Raw genomic sequence first — 17,010 nt, forward strand, 5'->3', positions numbered from 1 at the left:
CGACATGAACGACAACGACCCCGGAAGCCAGTGGTTCGACCAAGAGGCCGGGCCCCTGGTCCGCCCCTACGCGATGACCGGTGGACGCACCGCGCCGGGGCCACAGGGAGCACACTTCGACCTGATCGCCCTGGTGACGCTCGACACCGCGGCGCCAGGCGCCCACGAAGACACCGGCCTCGGTCCCGAGCACAGGTCGATCATCGACCTGTGCCGCACGGAGACCCAGACGGTCGCCGAACTGGCCGCGGGCACCGATGTGCCCGTGGGCGTGGTCCGTGTGCTCCTCGGCGACCTGCTTGAACTGGCCTGCGTGAAGGTCAGCAGGCCGGTGCCGCCGGCACAGCTACCTGACGAGAAGATCCTGAGAGAAGTCATCGATGGACTCAGAGCACTCTGACACCACGGCCGAAGGGCCCACCGCCGCCCTGGCCCTGAAGATACTGGTCGCGGGCGGATTCGGAGTGGGCAAGACCACCCTGGTCGGCGCGGTCAGCGAGATCAGGCCGCTGCGCACCGAGGAGCGCCTGAGCGAACTGGGCCAGCACGTGGACGACACCGGGGCGGTCGAACGCAAAACCACCACGACCGTCGCCATGGACTTCGGCCGCATCACCATCAGGTCAGGCCTGTCGCTCTACCTGTTCGGCACGCCGGGCCAGGACCGCTTCTGGTTCCTCTGGGACGAGCTCTCGCAGGGCGCGCTCGGCGCCGTGGTCCTCGCGGACACGCGGCGGCTCGAGGACTGCTTCCCCGCCGTGGACTACTTCGAGCACCGGCACATCCCGTTCGTCGTGGCGGTGAACTGCTTCGCGGACAGCAGGGCCTTCGGGGCGCAGGACGTGGCCCGCGCCCTGGACCTCGACCGCGGGACCCCCGTGGTGCTGTGCGACGCGCGTGACCGTGACTCGGGGAAGGAGGTACTGATCAGACTGGTCGAGTACGCCGGGCGCATGCACTCCGCCCGGCTGCTCGACTCCGTGGGCTGAGGCTCGTGGCCGGCCCGTTCAGCCGGTCATGTCGCCCAGCGCCACGACCTTCTCGACCCGTACGCGGACGACGAGTTCACCCGGCACCGCGTTGCGCCGGCCGAACTCCTCGGCGCGGTCCGCACCCATGTAGCGGCCGCCGATCCTGGTGGCCGAATCCAGCAGTTCGTCCGGGTCCTCGCTGAGTTCGGCGCGGCCCTGGATCGACACGAACGAGAACGGGGGCCGCTCGTCGTCGACGCAGAGGGCGACCCGCTCGTCCCGGGCCAGATTGCGGCCCTTGACCGTGTCCTTGTTGGTGTTGAACACGATGTCGTCGCCGTCGAGAACGAACCAGACGGGCGCGATGTGCGGGCTGCCGTCGGCTCGCACAGTGGACAACTTGGCGGTGTGAGTGCCCTCGGAGACGAAGGCCTTCCATTGCTCATCGGTCATCTTGTGTGCCATGCGCCCATCCTCCTTGCCCGGATGCCCAGGGTGGGGAAGGCTTGCGAGTGAGATCCTCCGGGCAGGGGAGCGGATCCCCTCCGGGGCGGGGAGCCACAGGGAAGCGGGGACAGGGGATCATGGGGCAGCAGTACGAAGGACTGGGTTGGCTGCTGGACGACCTGACGCAGCGCGTCGAACATGTGCGGCACGCTCTGGTCCTGTCCAACGACGGCCTGGTGACAGGGGCGAGCACGGGCCTGCGCCGCGAGGACGCCGAGCACCTCGCCGCTGTCTCGTCCGGACTGCACAGCCTCGCCAAGGGCTCCGGCCGGTACTTCGGCACCGGCGGAGTGCGCCAGACGATGATCGAGTTCGACGACGCGGTGCTGTTCGTCACCGCGGCGGGCGAGGGCAGCTGCCTCTGCGTGCTCAGCGCGGCCGAGGCGGACATCGGGCAGGTCGCGTACGAAATGACGCTGTTGGTGCACCGGGTCGGCGAACACCTCACCGTCGACGTGCGCAATCCGGACCGGGGTCCACTCGCGGACCTCTGACCTGCGTTAACTCGCGGTCCGGCGGGGTTATCCACAGGCTCGCACGGGGTCGGGTGATCCGGGCTACGGTTCTCTCGAGCGGTCACGGAGAGTGACCGCGTCTGATTCGCAGACGGGGGAGAACCATCGTGCAAGGCGACATCATGACCAGGCCCCAGAGCAGCGCGGCGCGAGAACTGGGGCTGAAACGCGGCGAGTTCGACCTGGCCGTCCGGTTGGGCCGCATCCGAACCGTCCCGGCTCCGGGCGGCGGCCGACGCCGCGTCCCGCGCGAGGAGATCGACCGCATCCGTGCGGCCGAGGGATTCCCGAACACACTGCTCGATCAGGTCAGGGTGGTGGGCACGACAGAGGGTGCCGAGCTCATGGACATCCCGTCGACCCGTTTCACCAGGCTGGCTCGCGCCGGGATGCTGACGCCCGCGAAGTTCTACGTCAACCGGTACCGGACGGTGGTGTGGCTGTACCTCGCCCAGGAGCTACGGGAGTTCGCGGGGGCCGAGGTCAACGGGCCGCTCCTGACGGGGCGGGCGCCCGACAGGGTGCGTGCCAGGCTGCGGGCCGGCGCCGATCTGCGGCCGAAGAACTGGCGGGCCAGGCACGCCGGGTATCTGCTCGGGCAGGCCGACGGCCCGTGGGAACGAGCGGCGGCCGTCGCCACACTCCTGGACCCGGCGCATCTCGCGGAACTCGTCGCGAGCCCGTACGAGCGGGCCCATCTGCAGCGGCTGCGGCCGGACGAATTCTGGTACGGAGCACCGGAGTCGCCGAACGCCGCGATCGTCCAGCGCATCCTGACCGCCGACGACCCGGACGAGATCAGTTGGCTGCGCGGGAACCTGCTGCTCAACCTGGAGGAGGCTCGCAGGCGGCGCCCGGCCCCACGGCCCGCCGGCCACATGGAGCCCCCGGCGGCCCTGCCGGAAACGTCGCCGGAGCCCATGGCCGAACCCCCGGAGGCGAGGCCGCGGAGCCTGTGGGCCCGCCTCACCGGAAGAGGAGACTGAACCGCCGCGCGGCCCCGCCGGTTCGACCGCCCTGCACGAACCCGAGCCGGCCTCGCCTCCGGTCAGCCCTCGAGCTTGCGGAACAGCCCTTCCTGGACCACGGAGACCAGCAGGCGGCCCTCCGTGTCGTAGATGCGGCCACGGGCAAGGCCGCGGCCGCCCGTCGCGATCGGCGACTCCTGGTCGTACAGGAACCACTCATCGGCACGGAAAGGACGGTGGAACCACATGGCGTGGTCGAGCGATGCCATGTCGAAGCCGCGCGGGCCCCACAGCGGTTCGATCGGCAGACGCACCGCGTCGAGCAGCGTCATATCGCTCGCGTAGGTGAGCGCGCAGGTGTGCACGAGCGGATCGTCGCCGAGGGGGCCCACGGCACGCATCCACACCGCGCTGCGCGGCTCGGCCGCCTCGATGTCCTCGGGCGACCAGCGCAGCCGGTCGACATAGCGGATGTCGAAGGGCTGCCGGCGGGCCATCCGCTCCAGGGCATCGGGCAGCGCGCCCAGATGGCCCCGCACCTCGTCGGCGATCGTCGGCAGCGAATCCGGGTCCGGCACCTGCCGGGCCGGCGGCAACTGGTGCTCGAAGGCACCCTCTTCGGGCTTGTGGAAGGAGGCGGTGAGATTGAAGATCGTGCGGCCCTGCTGCACGGCGGTGACACGTCGCGTGGTGAACGAGCGCCCGTCGCGCATCCGCTCGACCTGGTACACGATCGGCACGCCGGGGCGGCCCGGACGGATGAAGTACGCGTGCAGCGAATGCACGGGGCGGTCGCCCTCGGTGGTGCGTCCCGCAGCCACCAGGGCCTGGCCCGCCACCTGCCCGCCGAAGACGCGCTGGAGGGACTCGTCCGGGCTGAGTCCGCGGAAGATGTTGACCTCGATCTGCTCCAGGTCGAGCAGGTCGACGAGCTTCTCCGCAGGATTCGTCATGGGGTGTTCTCTCTCGTGTGTGCGACCGGAGGACTCCGGTGCAGGGGCGCGGCCGGAACCTACCGTCCGACCGTCCTTGGATCTACAACTGGCCGACGTCCGTGACCCGGACGACGGCACGGCCCTCGGCGTCGGAGGCCGCGAGGTCGACCTCGGCGCTGATGCCCCAGTCGTGGTCGCCGTTGGGGTCCGCGAAGGTCTGGCGCACCTTCCACAGCCCGTGCTCCGGGTCCTCCTCGATCATGAGCAGCTTGGGGCCGCGCGCGTCGGGGCCGGTACCGAGGTCCTCGTACTCGTCCCAGTACTTGTCCATCGCGTCGCCCCAGGCATCCGCGGTCCAGCCCGATTCGCCGTCCAACTCGCCGAGTTCCTCGACGTTGTCGAGCGCCGCGAGTTCGACGCGGCGGAACATGGCGTTACGGACGAGGACCCGGAACGCGCGCCCGTTCGCCGTGACCGGCTTGACCTGGTCGGCCTTCTCCTGGGCTTCCTCGGCGGTCATCTCACCCGGGTTGGCGAGCTGCTCCCACTCGTCCAGAAGGCTGGAGTCGACCTGGCGCACCATCTCGCCGAGCCAGGCGATCAGGTCCTCCAGGTCCTCCGACTTCAGGTCGTCGGGCACCGTGTGGTCGAGCGTCTTGTACGCGCTCGCCAGGTAGCGCAGGACGATCCCCTCGACGCGGGCGAGTTCGTAGTGGGACACGAACTCCGTGAAGGTCATGGCGCGTTCGTACATGTCGCGGATCACGGACTTCGGCGACAGCGGGTGATCGCCGACCCACGGGTGGCTCTGCCGGTACGTGTCGTAGGCGTGGAAGAGCAGCTCTTCCAGAGGCTTCGGGTACGAGATGTCCTGGAGGCGCTCCATGCGGTCCTCGTACTCGACCCCGTCCGCCTTCATCAGCGCCACGGCCTCGCCGCGCGCCTTGTTCTGCTGGGCGTGCAGGATCTGCCGCGGGTCGTCGAGCGTGGACTCCACGACGGACACCATGTCCAGGGCGTACGAGGGCGACTCCTGGTCGAGCAGGTCGAACGAGGCGAGGGCGAACGTCGACAGCGGCTGGTTGAGCGCGAAGTCCTGCTGCAGGTCGACGGTCAGGCGCACGATGCGGCCGGTCGGATCCGGTGTGTCCAGCTTCTCGACGATGCCGCCGTCCAGAAGCGAGCGGTAGATCGCGATGGCCCGGCGGATGTGCCGCAGCTGCGCCTTGCGCGGCTCGTGATTGTCCTCGAGGAGGTGGCGCATCGCGTCGAAGGCATTGCCCGGACGGGCGATGACCGACAGGAGCATCGTGTGCGTGACACGGAAGCGCGAGATGAGCGGCTCCGGCTCGGAGCCGATCAGCTTCTCGAAGGTGCTCTCCGACCAGGCGACGAAGCCATCGGGAGCCTTCTTACGGACGACCTTGCGGCGCTTCTTGGCGTCGTCGCCCGCCTTCGCGAGGGCCTTCTCGTTCTCGATGACGTGCTCCGGAGCCTGCGCCACGACGAGGCCGGCCGTGTCGAATCCGGCGCGGCCCGCACGGCCCGCGATCTGGTGGAACTCCCGTGCGCGCAGAGTCCGCACGCGCGTGCCGTCGTACTTGGTGAGGGCGGTGAACAACACCGTGCGGATGGGCACGTTGACGCCGACGCCGAGGGTGTCGGTGCCGCAGATGACCTTCAACAGGCCAGCCTGGGCGAGCTTTTCCACCAGGCGGCGGTACTTCGGCAGCATGCCGGCGTGGTGCACACCGATGCCATGGCGTACGTAACGGGACAGGTTGCGGCCGAACTTGGTGGTGAACCGGAAGTTGCCGATCAGCTCGGCGATCTGGTCCTTCTCCGCGCGCGTGCACATGTTGATGCTCATCAGCGACTGCGCGCGCTCGACCGCCTGCGCCTGCGTGAAGTGCACGATGTAGACGGGCGCCTGTTTGGTCTCCAGGAGCTCGGTGAGCGTCTCGGTGATCGGCGTGAGCCGGTACTCGTAGGAGAGCGGCACGGGGCGCGTGGCCGAGCGGACCACGGACGTGGTCCTGCCGGTGCGGCGCGTGAGGTCCTTCTCGAACATGGCGACGTCGCCGAGCGTCGCCGACATCAGGATGAACTGCGCCTGCGGCAGCTCGAGCAGCGGAATCTGCCAGGCCCAGCCGCGGTCCCCCTCCGCGTAGAAGTGGAACTCGTCCATCACGACCTGGCCGATGTCGGCCTGCGCGCCGTCGCGCAGCGCGATGGAGGCGAGGACCTCGGCGGTGCAGCAGATGACGGGCGCGTCCGCGTTCACGGAGGCGTCGCCGGTCAGCATGCCGACGTTCTCCGTACCGAAGAGCTTGCACAGCTCGAAGAACTTCTCCGACACCAGCGCCTTGATCGGTGCCGTGTAGAAGGTGACCTCGTCCCGTGCGAGCGCGGCGAAGTGCGCTCCGGCGGCGATCATGGACTTGCCGGACCCGGTAGGCGTCGAAACGATCACGTTCGCGCCGGACACCACCTCGATCAGCGCCTCTTCCTGGTGGGGATAGAGGGTGAGCCCACGCTCCTGGGACCACGACTCGAAGGCGTCGTAGAGGGCGTCCGGGTCCGGGGTCTTCGGGAGCTGATCGATAAGGGTCACGGCACCATCTTGCCTGCCTTCCGGCTCGATCCGGCAATCGGATGTCCGAGCGAAGATCACGAAGGCTACGCTGGGTCGCCGACGGGGCGTCAGCACGCGCGGGGCCCTCACGGGCCAACTCGGCGCAGCAATAAGCGACATGTCGGCACATCGCGTGCGGCCGACACAACAGAAACAGGGGCGGAACACAGCCATGATGGGACCGGCACACTCGCTGTCAGGAGCGGCGGCCTGGCTGGGGGTGGGGGCGGCCACAACGGCGGCCGGGTACCCGATGCCATGGCCGGTCCTCCTCGTCGGAGCGCTGATCTGCGCGGGCGCCGCGCTCGCGCCCGACCTCGACCACAAGTCGGCGACCATTTCGCGCGCCTTCGGCCCGATCTCACACGCCCTCTGCGAAATCGTCGACAAACTCTCGTACGGCGTCTACAAGGCCACCCGGTCGACGGCCGACCCGCGCCGCTCCGGCGGCCACCGCACGCTCACCCACACGTGGCTGTGGGCGGTCCTGATCGGGGCGGGCGCCTCGGCCCTGGCAATCTTCTGCGGCCGCTGGGCCGTCCTCGGGATCCTCTTCGTGCACATGGTGCTCGCCATCGAGGGACTGCTGTGGCGGGCGGCACGCGGCTCCAGCAGCGACATCCTCGTATGGCTGCTCGCGGCGACCAGCGCGTGGATACTCGCGGGGATCCTGGACCAGCCCGGCAACGGTTCGGACTGGCTGTTCACGGACCCCGGCCAGGAGTACCTGTGGCTGGGCCTGCCGATCGTGCTCGGTGCGCTGGTGCACGACATCGGGGACGCCCTCACCGTCTCGGGCTGCCCGATCCTGTGGCCCATCCCGATCGGCCGCAAGCGCTGGTACCCCATCGGACCGCCGAAGCTGATGCGGTTCCGGGCCGGCAGCTGGATCGAGCTGAAGGTGCTCATGCCGGTGTTCATGCTGGCCGGCGGCGTGGGGTGCGCGGCCGCGCTGAACTTCATCTGACCGAAGGCCGGCCCGCGCACGGCCGGCCGTCAGCCGCCCAGGTCGGCGGACGACCAGACCCGGCCGGAGTCGTCCACCAGGTCGACCCGGTCGATCGAGCTCGCCGCTCCGTGGGCGATCCAGGTGGCCGCTCGGACGACGGCAGCCACCAGTGGCCCGCGTCGCGGACGGAGCCGTCCTTCAGCAGGAGCCGGCACGTGCAACGGCTATTGAGGCGACGCCGGTCGGAAGCCATCCCGAAGAGAGGGCTCCCGACCGCCACCGTCCACACGCCGGCCGCTCACACGTCAGCCGTCCGCACGTCAGCCGTGCCAGGACCGCCACAGTGCCGCGTACGCGCCGTCGGCCGCGACCAGGTCGTCGTGGCTGCCGAGCTCGCGGATCCGGCCGTCCTCGACCACGGCGATCACGTCCGCGTCGTGCGCGGTGTGCAGCCGGTGCGCGATGGCCACGACCGTGCGGCCGTCGAGCACCCGGCCGAGCGAGCGCTCCAGATTGCGGGCCGCGCGCGGGTCGAGCAGCGAGGTCGCCTCGTCGAGGACCAGCGTGTGCGGGTCGGCAAGGACCAGCCGGGCCAGCGCGATCTGCTGGGCCTGCGCCGGGGTGAGGGCGACCCCGCCGGAGCCGACCTCCGTGTCGAGGCCGTCGGCGAGGCCATCGGCCCACCCCTCGGCGTCGACCGCGCCGAGGGCGGCCCACAGCTCCGCGTCCGCTGCGCCGGTCCGGGCCAGCCGGAGGTTGTCGCGCAGGGAGCCCACGAAGACGTGGTGCTCCTGGTTGACCAGAGCCACATGAGAGCGCACCCGTTCGGCCTGCATCCGGGAGAGTTCCGCGCCGCCCAACGTGACCTGCCCGGTGCGCGGCGCGTAGATCCCGGCGAGCAGCCGCCCGAGCGTCGACTTGCCCGCGCCCGAGGGGCCGACCAGGGCGAGCCGTGTGCCGGGCGCGACCTCGAGGGACACCTTGCGCAGTACGTCGACGCCCTCGCGGTAGCCGAAGTGCACCGCGTCGGCCTGGACGGCGCGGCCGTCGGGCCGGACGGAGGCGTCGCCCGCTTCCGGCTCGATGTCCCGTACGCCGACGAGCCGGGCCAGCGACACCTGAGCGACCTGAAGCTCGTCGTACCAGCGCAGGATCAGGCCGATCGGATCCACCAGCATCTGCGCGATGAGCGCACTCGTGGTCAGCTGCCCCACGCCGATCCAGCCCTGGAGGACGAAGACACCGCCGACCACGAGCACCGACAGCAGCACCAGGACGTGCACGGTGTTGATCACCGGGAAGAGCACGGAGCGCAGATACAGGGTGTAGCGCTCCCACGAGGTCCACTCCTTGACGCGCTGCTCCGACAGCTCAATGCGGCGGTCACCGAGCCGGTGCGCCTCGATGGTGCGCCCGGCGTCCACGGTCTCGGCGAGCGCGGCGGCGACGGCCGCGTACCCGGCGGCCTCCGAGCGGTACGCGGACGGCGCCCGCTTGAAGTACCAGCGGCAGCCGAGCACCAGGACCGGCACCGCGATGAGCAGCGCGGGAGCCAGCGGCGGCGCGGTCACCGCGAGACCGCCGATGAGCAGCGCCGCCCACACGACACCGATGGACAGCTGTGGCACCGCCTCCCGCATCGCGTTCCCGAGCCGGTCGATGTCCGTGGTGATCCGGGACAGCAGGTCGCCCGTGCCCGCCCGCTCCAGGACGCCGGGAGGCAGGCCCACGGACCGCACCAGGAAGTCCTCCCGCAGATCCGCCAGCATCCGCTCGCCGAGCATCGCCCCGCGCAGCCGCACCTGTCGGATGAACACGGCCTGGATCACCAGGGCGAGTACGAACAGGCCGATGGTGCGGGCCAGTTGGGGCCCTTCGAGGGAGTCGACGCCGCCCGGGTTCTCGGAGACGTCCTGGATCAGTCCGCCGAGCAGGTACGGGCCGGCCATCGACGCGACGACGGCGACCGTGTTCACGCCGATGAGCAGGAGGAACTCGCGCCGGTGGCGCTCGTACAGCTCGCGCACGTAGGCGCGGACCGTGGCCGGGGCGCCGACGGGCAGGGTGTTCGCCGTGGTGGGGGCCGCCGGGTCGTAGGCCGGGGGCGCTACGCCGATCATGCCGTCTCCTCGATGTTGATCTCGATATCGGTCCGGATGCCGGTCCCGGTACTGATTCCGGCCCCGGCCCCGGCTCCGGCTCCGGCCCTGATTCCGGTCCCGGCTCCGGGGGGTGCCTTCTCCTCGTCGGTCTCGCGGGTGACGACCGCGCGGTACCGGGGCTCGGTACGCACCAGTTCGCGGTGTTCGCCGACCGCGGCGACCTCGCCCTCGTGGACGAACACCACGCGGTCGGCGCGGTCGAGAACCAGCGGCGACGAGGTCAGCACCACGGTCGTGCGACCGCCCCGCAGCGCGCGCACGCCCTGGGCGATCCGGGCCTCGGTGTGCGAGTCGACGGCGGACGTCGGCTCGTCGAGCACCAGCGTCTCCGGGTCCGTGACCAGCGAGCGGGCCAGCGCGAGGCGCTGGCGCTGGCCGCCGGAGAGGGACCGGCCGCGTTCGGTGATGCGGGCGGCCATCGGGTCCTCGTCGCCGGCGCCCTGGGTGAGGGCGGCCAGCACGTCCGAGCACTGGGCGGCGTCCAGCGCGTCGTCGGGTGCGACGCCTCCGGAGGCCGGTACGTCGAGGAGTTCGGCGAGGGTGCCGGAGAGCAGCACCGGGTCCTTGTCCTGGACGAGCACGGCCGTCCGCGCGACATCCAGCGGCAGTTCGTCGAGCGGCACGCCGTCGAGCAGGACGGACGGTGCCACCTCGCCCGCGCCGTCGTCGGTGGCGGAAGCGGGGTGCCCGCCGAGCCGCTCGGCGAGGCGCCCCGCCAGGTCCGGGTCGCCGCAGACCACGGCGGTGAGCCGCCCCGCGGGAGCCAGTACGCCGGTCGCGGGGTCGTACAGGTCGCCGGTCGGCGCCTTCGCCTCGCGCAGCCCGCCCTCCGGTTCGGTGACGCGCTCCAGCGACAGCACCCGGGACGCGCGCTGCGCGGACGGCCGGGAGAACGAGTACGCCATGGCGATCTCCTCGAAGTGCCGCAGCGGGTAATTGAGGAGCATCACCCCGCTGTAGACGGTGACCAGTTCACCGACGGTGATCCGGCCCTCGCGCGCGAGGGCGACGCCGTACCAGACCAGCACGATCGTCAGCAGGCCCGGAAGGAGGACCTGGATCGCGGAGATCAGCGCCCACATGCGCGCGCTGCGCACGGCGGCCCGGCGCACGTCCTGCGAGGCGCGGCGGTAGCGGTCGAGGAACAGTTCCTCGCCGCCGATGCCGCGCAGCACGCGCAGGCCCGCGACGGTGTCCGAGGCGAGCTCGGTGGCATGGCCCGCCTTCTCCCGTTGATGGTCCGCGCGCCGGGTGGCGCGGGGGAGCAGGGGCAGCACGGCGAGCGCCAGGACCGGCATGCCGAGCGCGACGACGACACCGAGCGCGGGCTGGTAGATCAGGAGGCCCACGGCGGCGATGACGATGGTGAGCGCGGCGGCGGTGAAGCGGGACAGCGCCTCGACGAACCAGCCGATCTTCTCCACGTCACCGGTGGACACCGCGACGACCTCGCCCGCGGCGACCCGCCGGGTGAGGGCGGCGCCGAGCGTCGCGGTCTTGTGGGCGAGGAGCTGCTGGACGCGGGCGGCGGCGGTGATCCAGTTCGTGACGGACGTGCGGTGCAGCATCGTGTCACCGACCGCGACGCCGATGCCGAGCAGCACGATCAGTGCGCCGGCCTTGGCGAGACCGGAGCCGGAGCGGTCGACGACCGCCTGCACCGCGTAGCCGACGCCGTAGGCGAGGCCGGCGACGGAGACGAAGTGGATCAGGCCCCAGGCAAGGGACTTGGCCTGCCCACCGAGCTGGTTCCGGCCGAGCCAGAGCAGGAACCGGGGGCCCGAGCGTGCGTCCGGTACACCCGGGTCTGGATACGGAAGGTCGGAGATCTGCATGACGTCCCAGGGCTCGAAGCGGGGTGGATCGAAGAAGCGGACTCAAAGGCAGCAAACTTTGAAAGGTTCGCGTTTTTCGGCGAGACGAGGCAAACGGTTTTCCGGTGCCGGGCAAAGAATCGGACCGGATCGCCCGTCGTGATCGGAGTCGGTCCCGCGGTTCGCGACCTGTGGTGCGACCATGGAACCCATGCGGAGTGCGTGTGTGATCAGGGCGGGCGTCGCGATGGCGGCGTGCGGTGTCCTGCTGACGACGGTGGCCGCCTGCGGCGCCGACGGCGGCGACAGCGGGAAGAAGGCCACGGAGGGGGCGAACTCCTCGGGCGGCGAGTCCCAAGGCGCCGAGGCGCGCGCGGCGGACCTCAAGCGCATCCCGGGGGTGGGCGACCGCTACCAGAAGCAGATCCCGGCGAACGCTCGGCAGGTCGTCGCCGTGTACGGCGACGGCAAGGACGCGGCGGGCTCCACCCTGGCCCTCTACACCAAGTCCGGCGACACGTGGAAGAAGCAGCGCGGCTGGTCCGGGCACAACGGCAAGAGGGGCTGGACGACGAGCCACCACGAGGGCGACAACCGCAGCCCCGTCGGTGTCTTCACGCTCAGCGACGCCGGCGGCGTCCTGGCCGACCCGGGCGCCAAGCTGCCGTACACGCGGTCCGCGTCGTTCCAGGCCCCGCACTACTGGTCGAAGTCGCACTGGCACGACTTCGATTACGTCGTCGCCATCGACTACAACCGCGCCAAGGGCACGTCGCCCAACGACCCGACCCGGCCGCAGGGCCAGTCCAAGGGCGGCAGCATCTGGCTGCACATGGACCACGGCAGCGGCACCTCGGCGTGCGTGAGCCAGTCGAAGGGCGACATGGAGTACCTGCTCAAGACGCTCGACCCGAAGCAGCACCCGGTGGTCGTGATGGGCGACAAGGCCGAGCTCAAGGCGTGAACCGCGCCGGTCGGTGGGGGTACGGCCCGCACCCCCACCGCGCGCTCAGGCCTCGTTCGGCTTCTCGGAGTCCACACCGCCGCGCTTGTTGCGCCACTCGCCGCGCGTGAAGTCGGGGATCTGCTGCGGCGCACCGTTAGCCTTGATCGAGAGGTGGCTCAGCGGTACCGGCGACGTCCAGGTGGCGGCGTCGTACACATCGAAGTCGGGGACGAGCCCGAGGCGCATCGTCTGCATCAGGCGGAACACCATGATGTAGTCCATGCCGCCGTGTCCGCCCGGCGGATTGGCGTGCTCCTTCCACAGCCAGTGATCGTGGTCGGCGTACGCCGAGAAGTCGCCCCAGGCGTCGTCCTTGTGGTCGGGCTCGATGTAGATGCGCTCCGGGTAGTCCTCGAATACGCCCTTGGTGCCGCCGAGTTGGTTGATCCGCGAGTACGGGTGCGGAGTGGAGACGTCGTGCTCCAGGCGGATCACCCGCCCCTTCGCCGTCTGGACCAGGCTGATCGTGCGGTCCGACTCGATGTACGACTCCTTCCAACTCGGGTCGCCCTTGGGCATGTTGGCCGCGCGGTATTCGGCGAGTCCCAGAGAGGGCGTGCCGAAGCTGGAGATGTGGGTGACGCGGTCGCCGCGGTTGACGTCCATGTAGTTGGCGACCGGTCCGAAGCCGTGGTTCGGGTACAGGTCGCCGCGCAGCCGCGTATGCCACAGGCGGCGCCATGGGCCCTCGTAGTAGTCCGGGTCGAACATCAGGCTGCGCAGGTCGTGGTTGTACGCGCCTGCGCCGTGCAGGAGTTGGCCGAACTTGCCCGCGTGCGCCATCCGCAGGACGCGCATCTCGTTGCGGCCGTAGCAGCAGTTCTCCAACTGCATGCAGTGTCTGCGGGTGCGCTCGGAGAGGTTCACCAGCTCCCACAACTGGTCGAGTTGAAGCGCGATGGGACACTCGACGCCGATGTGCTTGCCGTTCAGCATCGCCGTCTTCGCCATCTCGAAGTGCCAGTCCCACGGCGTCGCCACGTACACGAAGTCGATGTCCCCGCGCTTGCAGAGGTTCTCGAAGTCGTGATCGCCCTTGGTGTACGTCGCCGGGGCCGGCTGGCCCGCGGCCGTCACCTTGGCCGCCGCCTTCTGCGTCTTGTCCTTCACCGGGTCGCACAGCGCCACGACCCGGACCCCGGGCATCGCGAGGAACAAGTCGATCATGCTGCCGCCGCGGTTGCCGAGGCCGACGATGCCGACCCGGACCGTGGAGCGCCGCTCGAACGGCACCCCGGCCATCGTCCGGCCCTCCCGTGCGGGAGCGCTCGCCTGTGCGGGTACGGAGGAGGGTTCGGCGGCGTGGGCGGCGCCGGTGCCGAACGCGGAGAGGCCGAGGCCGGCCCCCGCGACACCCGCGGTGCGCAGGACGTCGCGGCGCGAGTGACCGTCGGAAGGGGTGGCGTCCAGGGGCTGGTTGTCGTCGTCGTGCATCGGACCTCCAAGGCTGGTGGGTGCGGTGCCGGGCAAACGCAAGCCACCTTGGAGGGGGTGAGGGCGGGGCGCAAGGGACAGAAGGAGATGGGGAGTTGGACTTTCCTTTACCCGCCCTTGGAGCCCCGTCCTTGGAGACCCGCCCTCGGAAACCGGTCGGAGATCAGGGCCGGGTCGCGCGCTCCAGCTCCACCAGTACGGAGTAGTACGAGCGGCCCGTCGCATGGTCCATGCCGACCTCGCACATCCGGTTCGCCGACAGATGGGCGTCGTACGCGCGGGCCGTGACCTCCGCGGCCTCCTTCGCCGTGGCGGACTCGGTCAACTCCTTGTGGAGCATGCCGCGGTCGCCCGCGAAGCCGCAGCAGCCCGCGTCGTCCGGCAGCACCACCTCGTCGGCACAGGCCTCGGCCACGGCTCTCAACTGGTCCACATCGCCCAGGTGTTCCATGGAGCACGTCGGGTGCAGCACGGCGGAGCCGATCGTGCGCTCGATGGTGAGGCGCGGCAGCAGCTCCTGCGCGGCCCAGACCAGGGAGTCCACGATGGTCAGCTCCGCGTGCAACTCCCGGTTGTCGTCGGTGAGATACGGCACCACCTCGTGCGCGATGCCCAGCGTGCACGAGGAGGCGTCCACCACGAGGGGCAGCCGGCCGCCACCGGTCCAGGCCCAGGCCGCCTCGACGATCCGGTTCGCCATCACCTTGTTGCCCTCGTCGTAGCCCTTGGAGTGCCAGATCGTGGCGCAGCACGTCCCGGCCACGTTGTCCGGGATCCACACCGGCTTGCCCGCGCGCGCGGAGACCGCGACAACGGCCTGAGGCAGCGATACGTCTCCGGGGGTGCCGAAAATGCGGTTCACGCACGCCGGGTAGTAGACGGCCGTGGCCCCCACGCGCGCGGTACGCGGTAGCTTCCGGGCCGCCGCGGCAGGTACCTCCGGCAGCCACTCGGGAACCAGGTCGGGCCGGATCGCCTTGCGCGCGGCGCCCGTCACGGCCGTGAGGAGGCGGTCGCCGATCTTGTCCGCAGCCGCCACCGCGAGCCGGGCCGAGGCCTCCACCGCCTTGAAGTTCTTCGCGGTGAGCGCGGCCGTCCGCTCCTCGCGCGGCGAGTGACGGGCGTGCCGGAAGCCCTTCATGAACGCCCCCGTGTCGATGCCGACCGGGCAGGCCAGCTTGCACGTGGAGTCACCGGCGCAGGTGTCCACGGCGTCGTACCCGTAGGCGTCGATCAGCTCGCTCTCCACCGGTGAACCGGCGGACTGGCGCATCATCTCGCGGCGCAGCACGATCCGCTGGCGCGGCGTGGTCGTCAAGTCCTCGCTGGGGCACGTGGGTTCGCAGAAGCCGCACTCGATGCACGGGTCGGCGATCAGCTCCACCTTGGGGATCGTCTTGAGGCCCCGCAGATGAGCTTTCGGGTCGCGGTCCAGGACGATACGCGGTGCGAGCACCCCGTCCGGGTCGATGACCTGCTTGGTACGCCACATCAACTCCGTGGCCCGGGCGCCCCATTCGAGTTCCAGGAAGGGGGCGATGTTGCGGCCCGTCGCGTGCTCCGCCTTCAGGGAGCCGTCGAACCTGTCTACCGTGAGGCGGCAGAACTCGTCCATGAACGCCGCGTACCGCTCCACGTCCGCGGGCTTCGCCGCGTCGAACGCCAGCAGGAAGTGCAGATTGCCGTGGGCCGCGTGCCCCGCCACCGCGGCATCGAAGCTGTGCCGCGTCTGCAGTTCGAGCAGCGCCTCGCAGGCCTCCGCGAGCCGCGCGGGGGGCACCGCGAAGTCCTCCGTGATGAGCGTGGTACCCGAAGGGCGCGAGCCGCCGACCGCCGTCACGAACGCCTTGCGCGCCTTCCAGTAGCCCGCGATGGTCTTCGCGTCCCGTGTGAACTCATTGGTCACCGAGGCGACGGGCGCGACGAGTTCGAGTCCTTCGAGGGCCTTCGCCGCCGCCGTCTCGTAGGCGGCCTGCGCGGTCTCGCCCGGGGCGCGGAACTCGACGAGCAGAGCCGTCGTCTCCTTGGGCAGCTCGGCCCAGTCCTGCGGCACACCCTGCACGCTGACCGAGGCGCGCAGTGTATTGCCGTCCATCAACTCCACGGCCAGGGCGCCCGCCTCGTTGAACACCGGTACCGCCGCCGCGGCCGCGGGCAGGGAGGGGAAGAACAGCAGCGCCGTCGACACCTTCCGGTCCAACGGCAGGGTGTCGAAGACGACTTCGGAGATGAACCCGAAGGTGCCCTCCGAACCCACCATCAGGCCGCGCATGATCTCCACCGGCGTCCCACCGTCGAGGAAGGCGTCGAGACGGTACCCGTTCGTGTTCTTGATCTCGTACTTGGCGCGGATCCTGCGGGTGAGCTCCGCGTCCTCCTCGATCTCCCGCTTGATCGCCAACAGGGCCTCGCAGAGCGCCGGTTCGGCATGCGCCAGATCCTCGTCCGCGCGCGGGTCGCCCGTGTCGACGACGGTGCCCGACGGCAGTACGAAGGTGAGGGAGGAGACCGTCCTGTACGAGTTCCGGGTCGTGCCCGCCGTCATCCCCGACGCGTTGTTCGCCACCACGCCGCCCACCGTGCAGGCGATCGCGCTCGCGGGGTCGGGGCCGAGGACGCGCCCGTGCCGCGCGAGCGTGGCGTTCGCCCGCACGATCGTGGTGCCGGGGCCGATCCGCGCGCGCGAACCGTCGCCGAGCACCTCGATGCCCGCCCAGAACTTGCGGACGTCGACCAGGATGTCCTCGCCCTGCGCCTGGCCGTTCAGCGACGTGCCCGCCGCGCGGAAGACGACCTCGCGGCCCTTGCCGTGCGCGTAGGAGAGTACCGCCGACACGTCGTCGATGTCCTCGGCGATCACCACGACCTGCGGCACGAAGCGGTACGGGCTGGCGTCCGACGCGTAGCGCACCAGGTCCGAGATCTTGGTGAGCACCTTGTCCGCGCCGAGCAGCCGCGTCAGCTCCGAGCGGAGCGGTTCGGGCGTGCCCCCGGCCTGCCGGTCCGCGACCCGGTCGGGCGCCGGGCCCGACGGTCGGGCTCCGGGGCGCAGGGCTTCCGGCTTCGGCTCCAGCAGCGGCATGGCCTCTCCTCGATCGCTGTCAGTGTTCCGGC

Annotated in this window: 13 protein-coding genes; 6 read left to right on the plus strand and 7 right to left on the minus strand. The window is 70.5% G+C overall.

The features are described 5' to 3' along the window. Positions 1-4 precede the first annotated feature (4 nt). Both ACWD2L_RS20305 and ACWD2L_RS20310 read left to right on the plus strand, forming a co-directional pair. A complete protein-coding gene (locus ACWD2L_RS20305; RefSeq protein ID WP_351331094.1) occupies positions 5-400 on the plus strand; it encodes a DUF742 domain-containing protein in 396 nt (131 codons plus the stop codon). After that, positions 381-989 (plus strand): GTP-binding protein, encoded by a 609-nt coding sequence (locus ACWD2L_RS20310; RefSeq protein ID WP_351331093.1) that lies wholly within the window; start codon positions 381-383, stop codon positions 987-989. The genes ACWD2L_RS20305 and ACWD2L_RS20310 overlap by 20 nt, the downstream gene beginning before the upstream one ends. 18 nt (positions 990-1,007) lie before the next feature. Here ACWD2L_RS20310 and ACWD2L_RS20315 read toward each other — a convergent pair whose 3' ends face one another. Then, on the minus strand, positions 1,008-1,436 hold the full coding sequence (locus ACWD2L_RS20315; RefSeq protein WP_351331092.1) for a PPOX class F420-dependent oxidoreductase: 429 nt from the start codon (positions 1,434-1,436) through the stop codon (positions 1,008-1,010). A 119-nt stretch (positions 1,437-1,555) separates the two neighbouring features. Between ACWD2L_RS20315 and ACWD2L_RS20320 the strand changes: the two genes are divergently transcribed. Continuing rightward, a complete protein-coding gene (locus ACWD2L_RS20320; protein ID WP_351331091.1) occupies positions 1,556-1,972 on the plus strand; it encodes a roadblock/LC7 domain-containing protein in 417 nt (138 codons plus the stop codon). A gap of 143 nt (positions 1,973-2,115) precedes the next feature. Continuing rightward, the gene (locus ACWD2L_RS20325; protein ID WP_351331090.1) at positions 2,116-2,979 is read left to right on the plus strand and encodes a DUF6397 family protein; all 864 of its coding nucleotides are present in this window, start codon (positions 2,116-2,118) and stop codon (positions 2,977-2,979) included. A 62-nt stretch (positions 2,980-3,041) separates the two neighbouring features. Here the strand turns inward: ACWD2L_RS20325 and ACWD2L_RS20330 are convergent, their stop codons facing one another. Together ACWD2L_RS20330 and ACWD2L_RS20335 are read right to left on the minus strand one after the other, a co-directional pair. Further along, positions 3,042-3,914: an acyl-CoA thioesterase gene (locus tag ACWD2L_RS20330; RefSeq protein WP_351331089.1), complete on the minus strand. Its 873-nt coding sequence runs from the start codon at positions 3,912-3,914 to the stop codon at positions 3,042-3,044. An 82-nt stretch (positions 3,915-3,996) separates the two neighbouring features. Then, a complete protein-coding gene (locus tag ACWD2L_RS20335) occupies positions 3,997-6,651 on the minus strand; it encodes a DEAD/DEAH box helicase (RefSeq protein ID WP_351331088.1) in 2,655 nt (884 codons plus the stop codon). A gap of 52 nt (positions 6,652-6,703) precedes the next feature. On the opposite strand from ACWD2L_RS20335, the gene ACWD2L_RS20340 reads away from it, so the two are divergent. Further along, entirely contained in the window at positions 6,704-7,498 is a 795-nt protein-coding gene (locus tag ACWD2L_RS20340) for a metal-dependent hydrolase (RefSeq protein WP_351331087.1), read from the plus strand. A 302-nt stretch (positions 7,499-7,800) separates the two neighbouring features. Here ACWD2L_RS20340 and ACWD2L_RS20345 read toward each other — a convergent pair whose 3' ends face one another. Both ACWD2L_RS20345 and ACWD2L_RS20350 read right to left on the minus strand, forming a co-directional pair. After that, positions 7,801-9,600 (minus strand): ABC transporter ATP-binding protein, encoded by a 1,800-nt coding sequence (locus tag ACWD2L_RS20345; protein ID WP_351331086.1) that lies wholly within the window; start codon positions 9,598-9,600, stop codon positions 7,801-7,803. Next, positions 9,597-11,477 carry an ABC transporter ATP-binding protein gene (locus ACWD2L_RS20350; protein ID WP_351331085.1) on the minus strand — a complete coding sequence of 627 codons (1,881 nt, stop codon included), beginning with the start codon at positions 11,475-11,477 and terminating at the stop codon, positions 9,597-9,599. The genes ACWD2L_RS20345 and ACWD2L_RS20350 overlap by 4 nt, the downstream gene beginning before the upstream one ends. Before the next feature lie 181 nt (positions 11,478-11,658). On the opposite strand from ACWD2L_RS20350, the gene ACWD2L_RS20355 reads away from it, so the two are divergent. After that, entirely contained in the window at positions 11,659-12,420 is a 762-nt protein-coding gene (locus ACWD2L_RS20355) for a L,D-transpeptidase family protein (protein ID WP_351331084.1), read from the plus strand. Positions 12,421-12,465: 45 nt separating this feature from the next. Here the strand turns inward: ACWD2L_RS20355 and ACWD2L_RS20360 are convergent, their stop codons facing one another. Together ACWD2L_RS20360 and ACWD2L_RS20365 are read right to left on the minus strand one after the other, a co-directional pair. Next, positions 12,466-13,896 carry a Gfo/Idh/MocA family oxidoreductase gene (locus ACWD2L_RS20360; protein ID WP_351331083.1) on the minus strand — a complete coding sequence of 477 codons (1,431 nt, stop codon included), beginning with the start codon at positions 13,894-13,896 and terminating at the stop codon, positions 12,466-12,468. 163 nt (positions 13,897-14,059) lie between these two features. Next, complete coding sequence (locus ACWD2L_RS20365) at positions 14,060-16,978, minus strand: FAD-binding and (Fe-S)-binding domain-containing protein (RefSeq protein ID WP_351331082.1); 2,919 nt, start codon at positions 16,976-16,978, stop codon at positions 14,060-14,062. Positions 16,979-17,010: the final 32 nt, after the last annotated feature.

The sequence above is a fragment of the Streptomyces sp. NPDC002754 genome, assembly GCF_053592315.1.

Bases quoted from the DNA above. Each gene is read 5' to 3' on its own strand.
- ACWD2L_RS20325 (WP_351331090.1), top strand. From the start codon at position 2,116: ATGACCAGGCCCCAGAGCAGCGCGGCGCGAGAACTGGGGCTGAAACGC.
- ACWD2L_RS20330 (WP_351331089.1), bottom strand. From the start codon at position 3,914: ATGACGAATCCTGCGGAGAAGCTCGTCGACCTGCTCGACCTGGAGCAG.
- ACWD2L_RS20350 (WP_351331085.1), bottom strand. From the start codon at position 11,477: ATGCAGATCTCCGACCTTCCGTATCCAGACCCGGGTGTACCGGACGCA.
- ACWD2L_RS20335 (WP_351331088.1), bottom strand. From the start codon at position 6,651: ATGTCGCTTATTGCTGCGCCGAGTTGGCCCGTGAGGGCCCCGCGCGTG.
- ACWD2L_RS20305 (WP_351331094.1), top strand. From the start codon at position 5: ATGAACGACAACGACCCCGGAAGCCAGTGGTTCGACCAAGAGGCCGGG.
- ACWD2L_RS20320 (WP_351331091.1), top strand. From the start codon at position 1,556: ATGGGGCAGCAGTACGAAGGACTGGGTTGGCTGCTGGACGACCTGACG.
- ACWD2L_RS20360 (WP_351331083.1), bottom strand. From the start codon at position 13,896: ATGCACGACGACGACAACCAGCCCCTGGACGCCACCCCTTCCGACGGT.
- ACWD2L_RS20345 (WP_351331086.1), bottom strand. From the start codon at position 9,600: ATGATCGGCGTAGCGCCCCCGGCCTACGACCCGGCGGCCCCCACCACG.
- ACWD2L_RS20340 (WP_351331087.1), top strand. From the start codon at position 6,704: ATGATGGGACCGGCACACTCGCTGTCAGGAGCGGCGGCCTGGCTGGGG.
- ACWD2L_RS20310 (WP_351331093.1), top strand. From the start codon at position 381: ATGGACTCAGAGCACTCTGACACCACGGCCGAAGGGCCCACCGCCGCC.
- ACWD2L_RS20315 (WP_351331092.1), bottom strand. From the start codon at position 1,436: ATGGCACACAAGATGACCGATGAGCAATGGAAGGCCTTCGTCTCCGAG.
- ACWD2L_RS20365 (WP_351331082.1), bottom strand. From the start codon at position 16,978: ATGCCGCTGCTGGAGCCGAAGCCGGAAGCCCTGCGCCCCGGAGCCCGA.
- ACWD2L_RS20355 (WP_351331084.1), top strand. From the start codon at position 11,659: ATGGAACCCATGCGGAGTGCGTGTGTGATCAGGGCGGGCGTCGCGATG.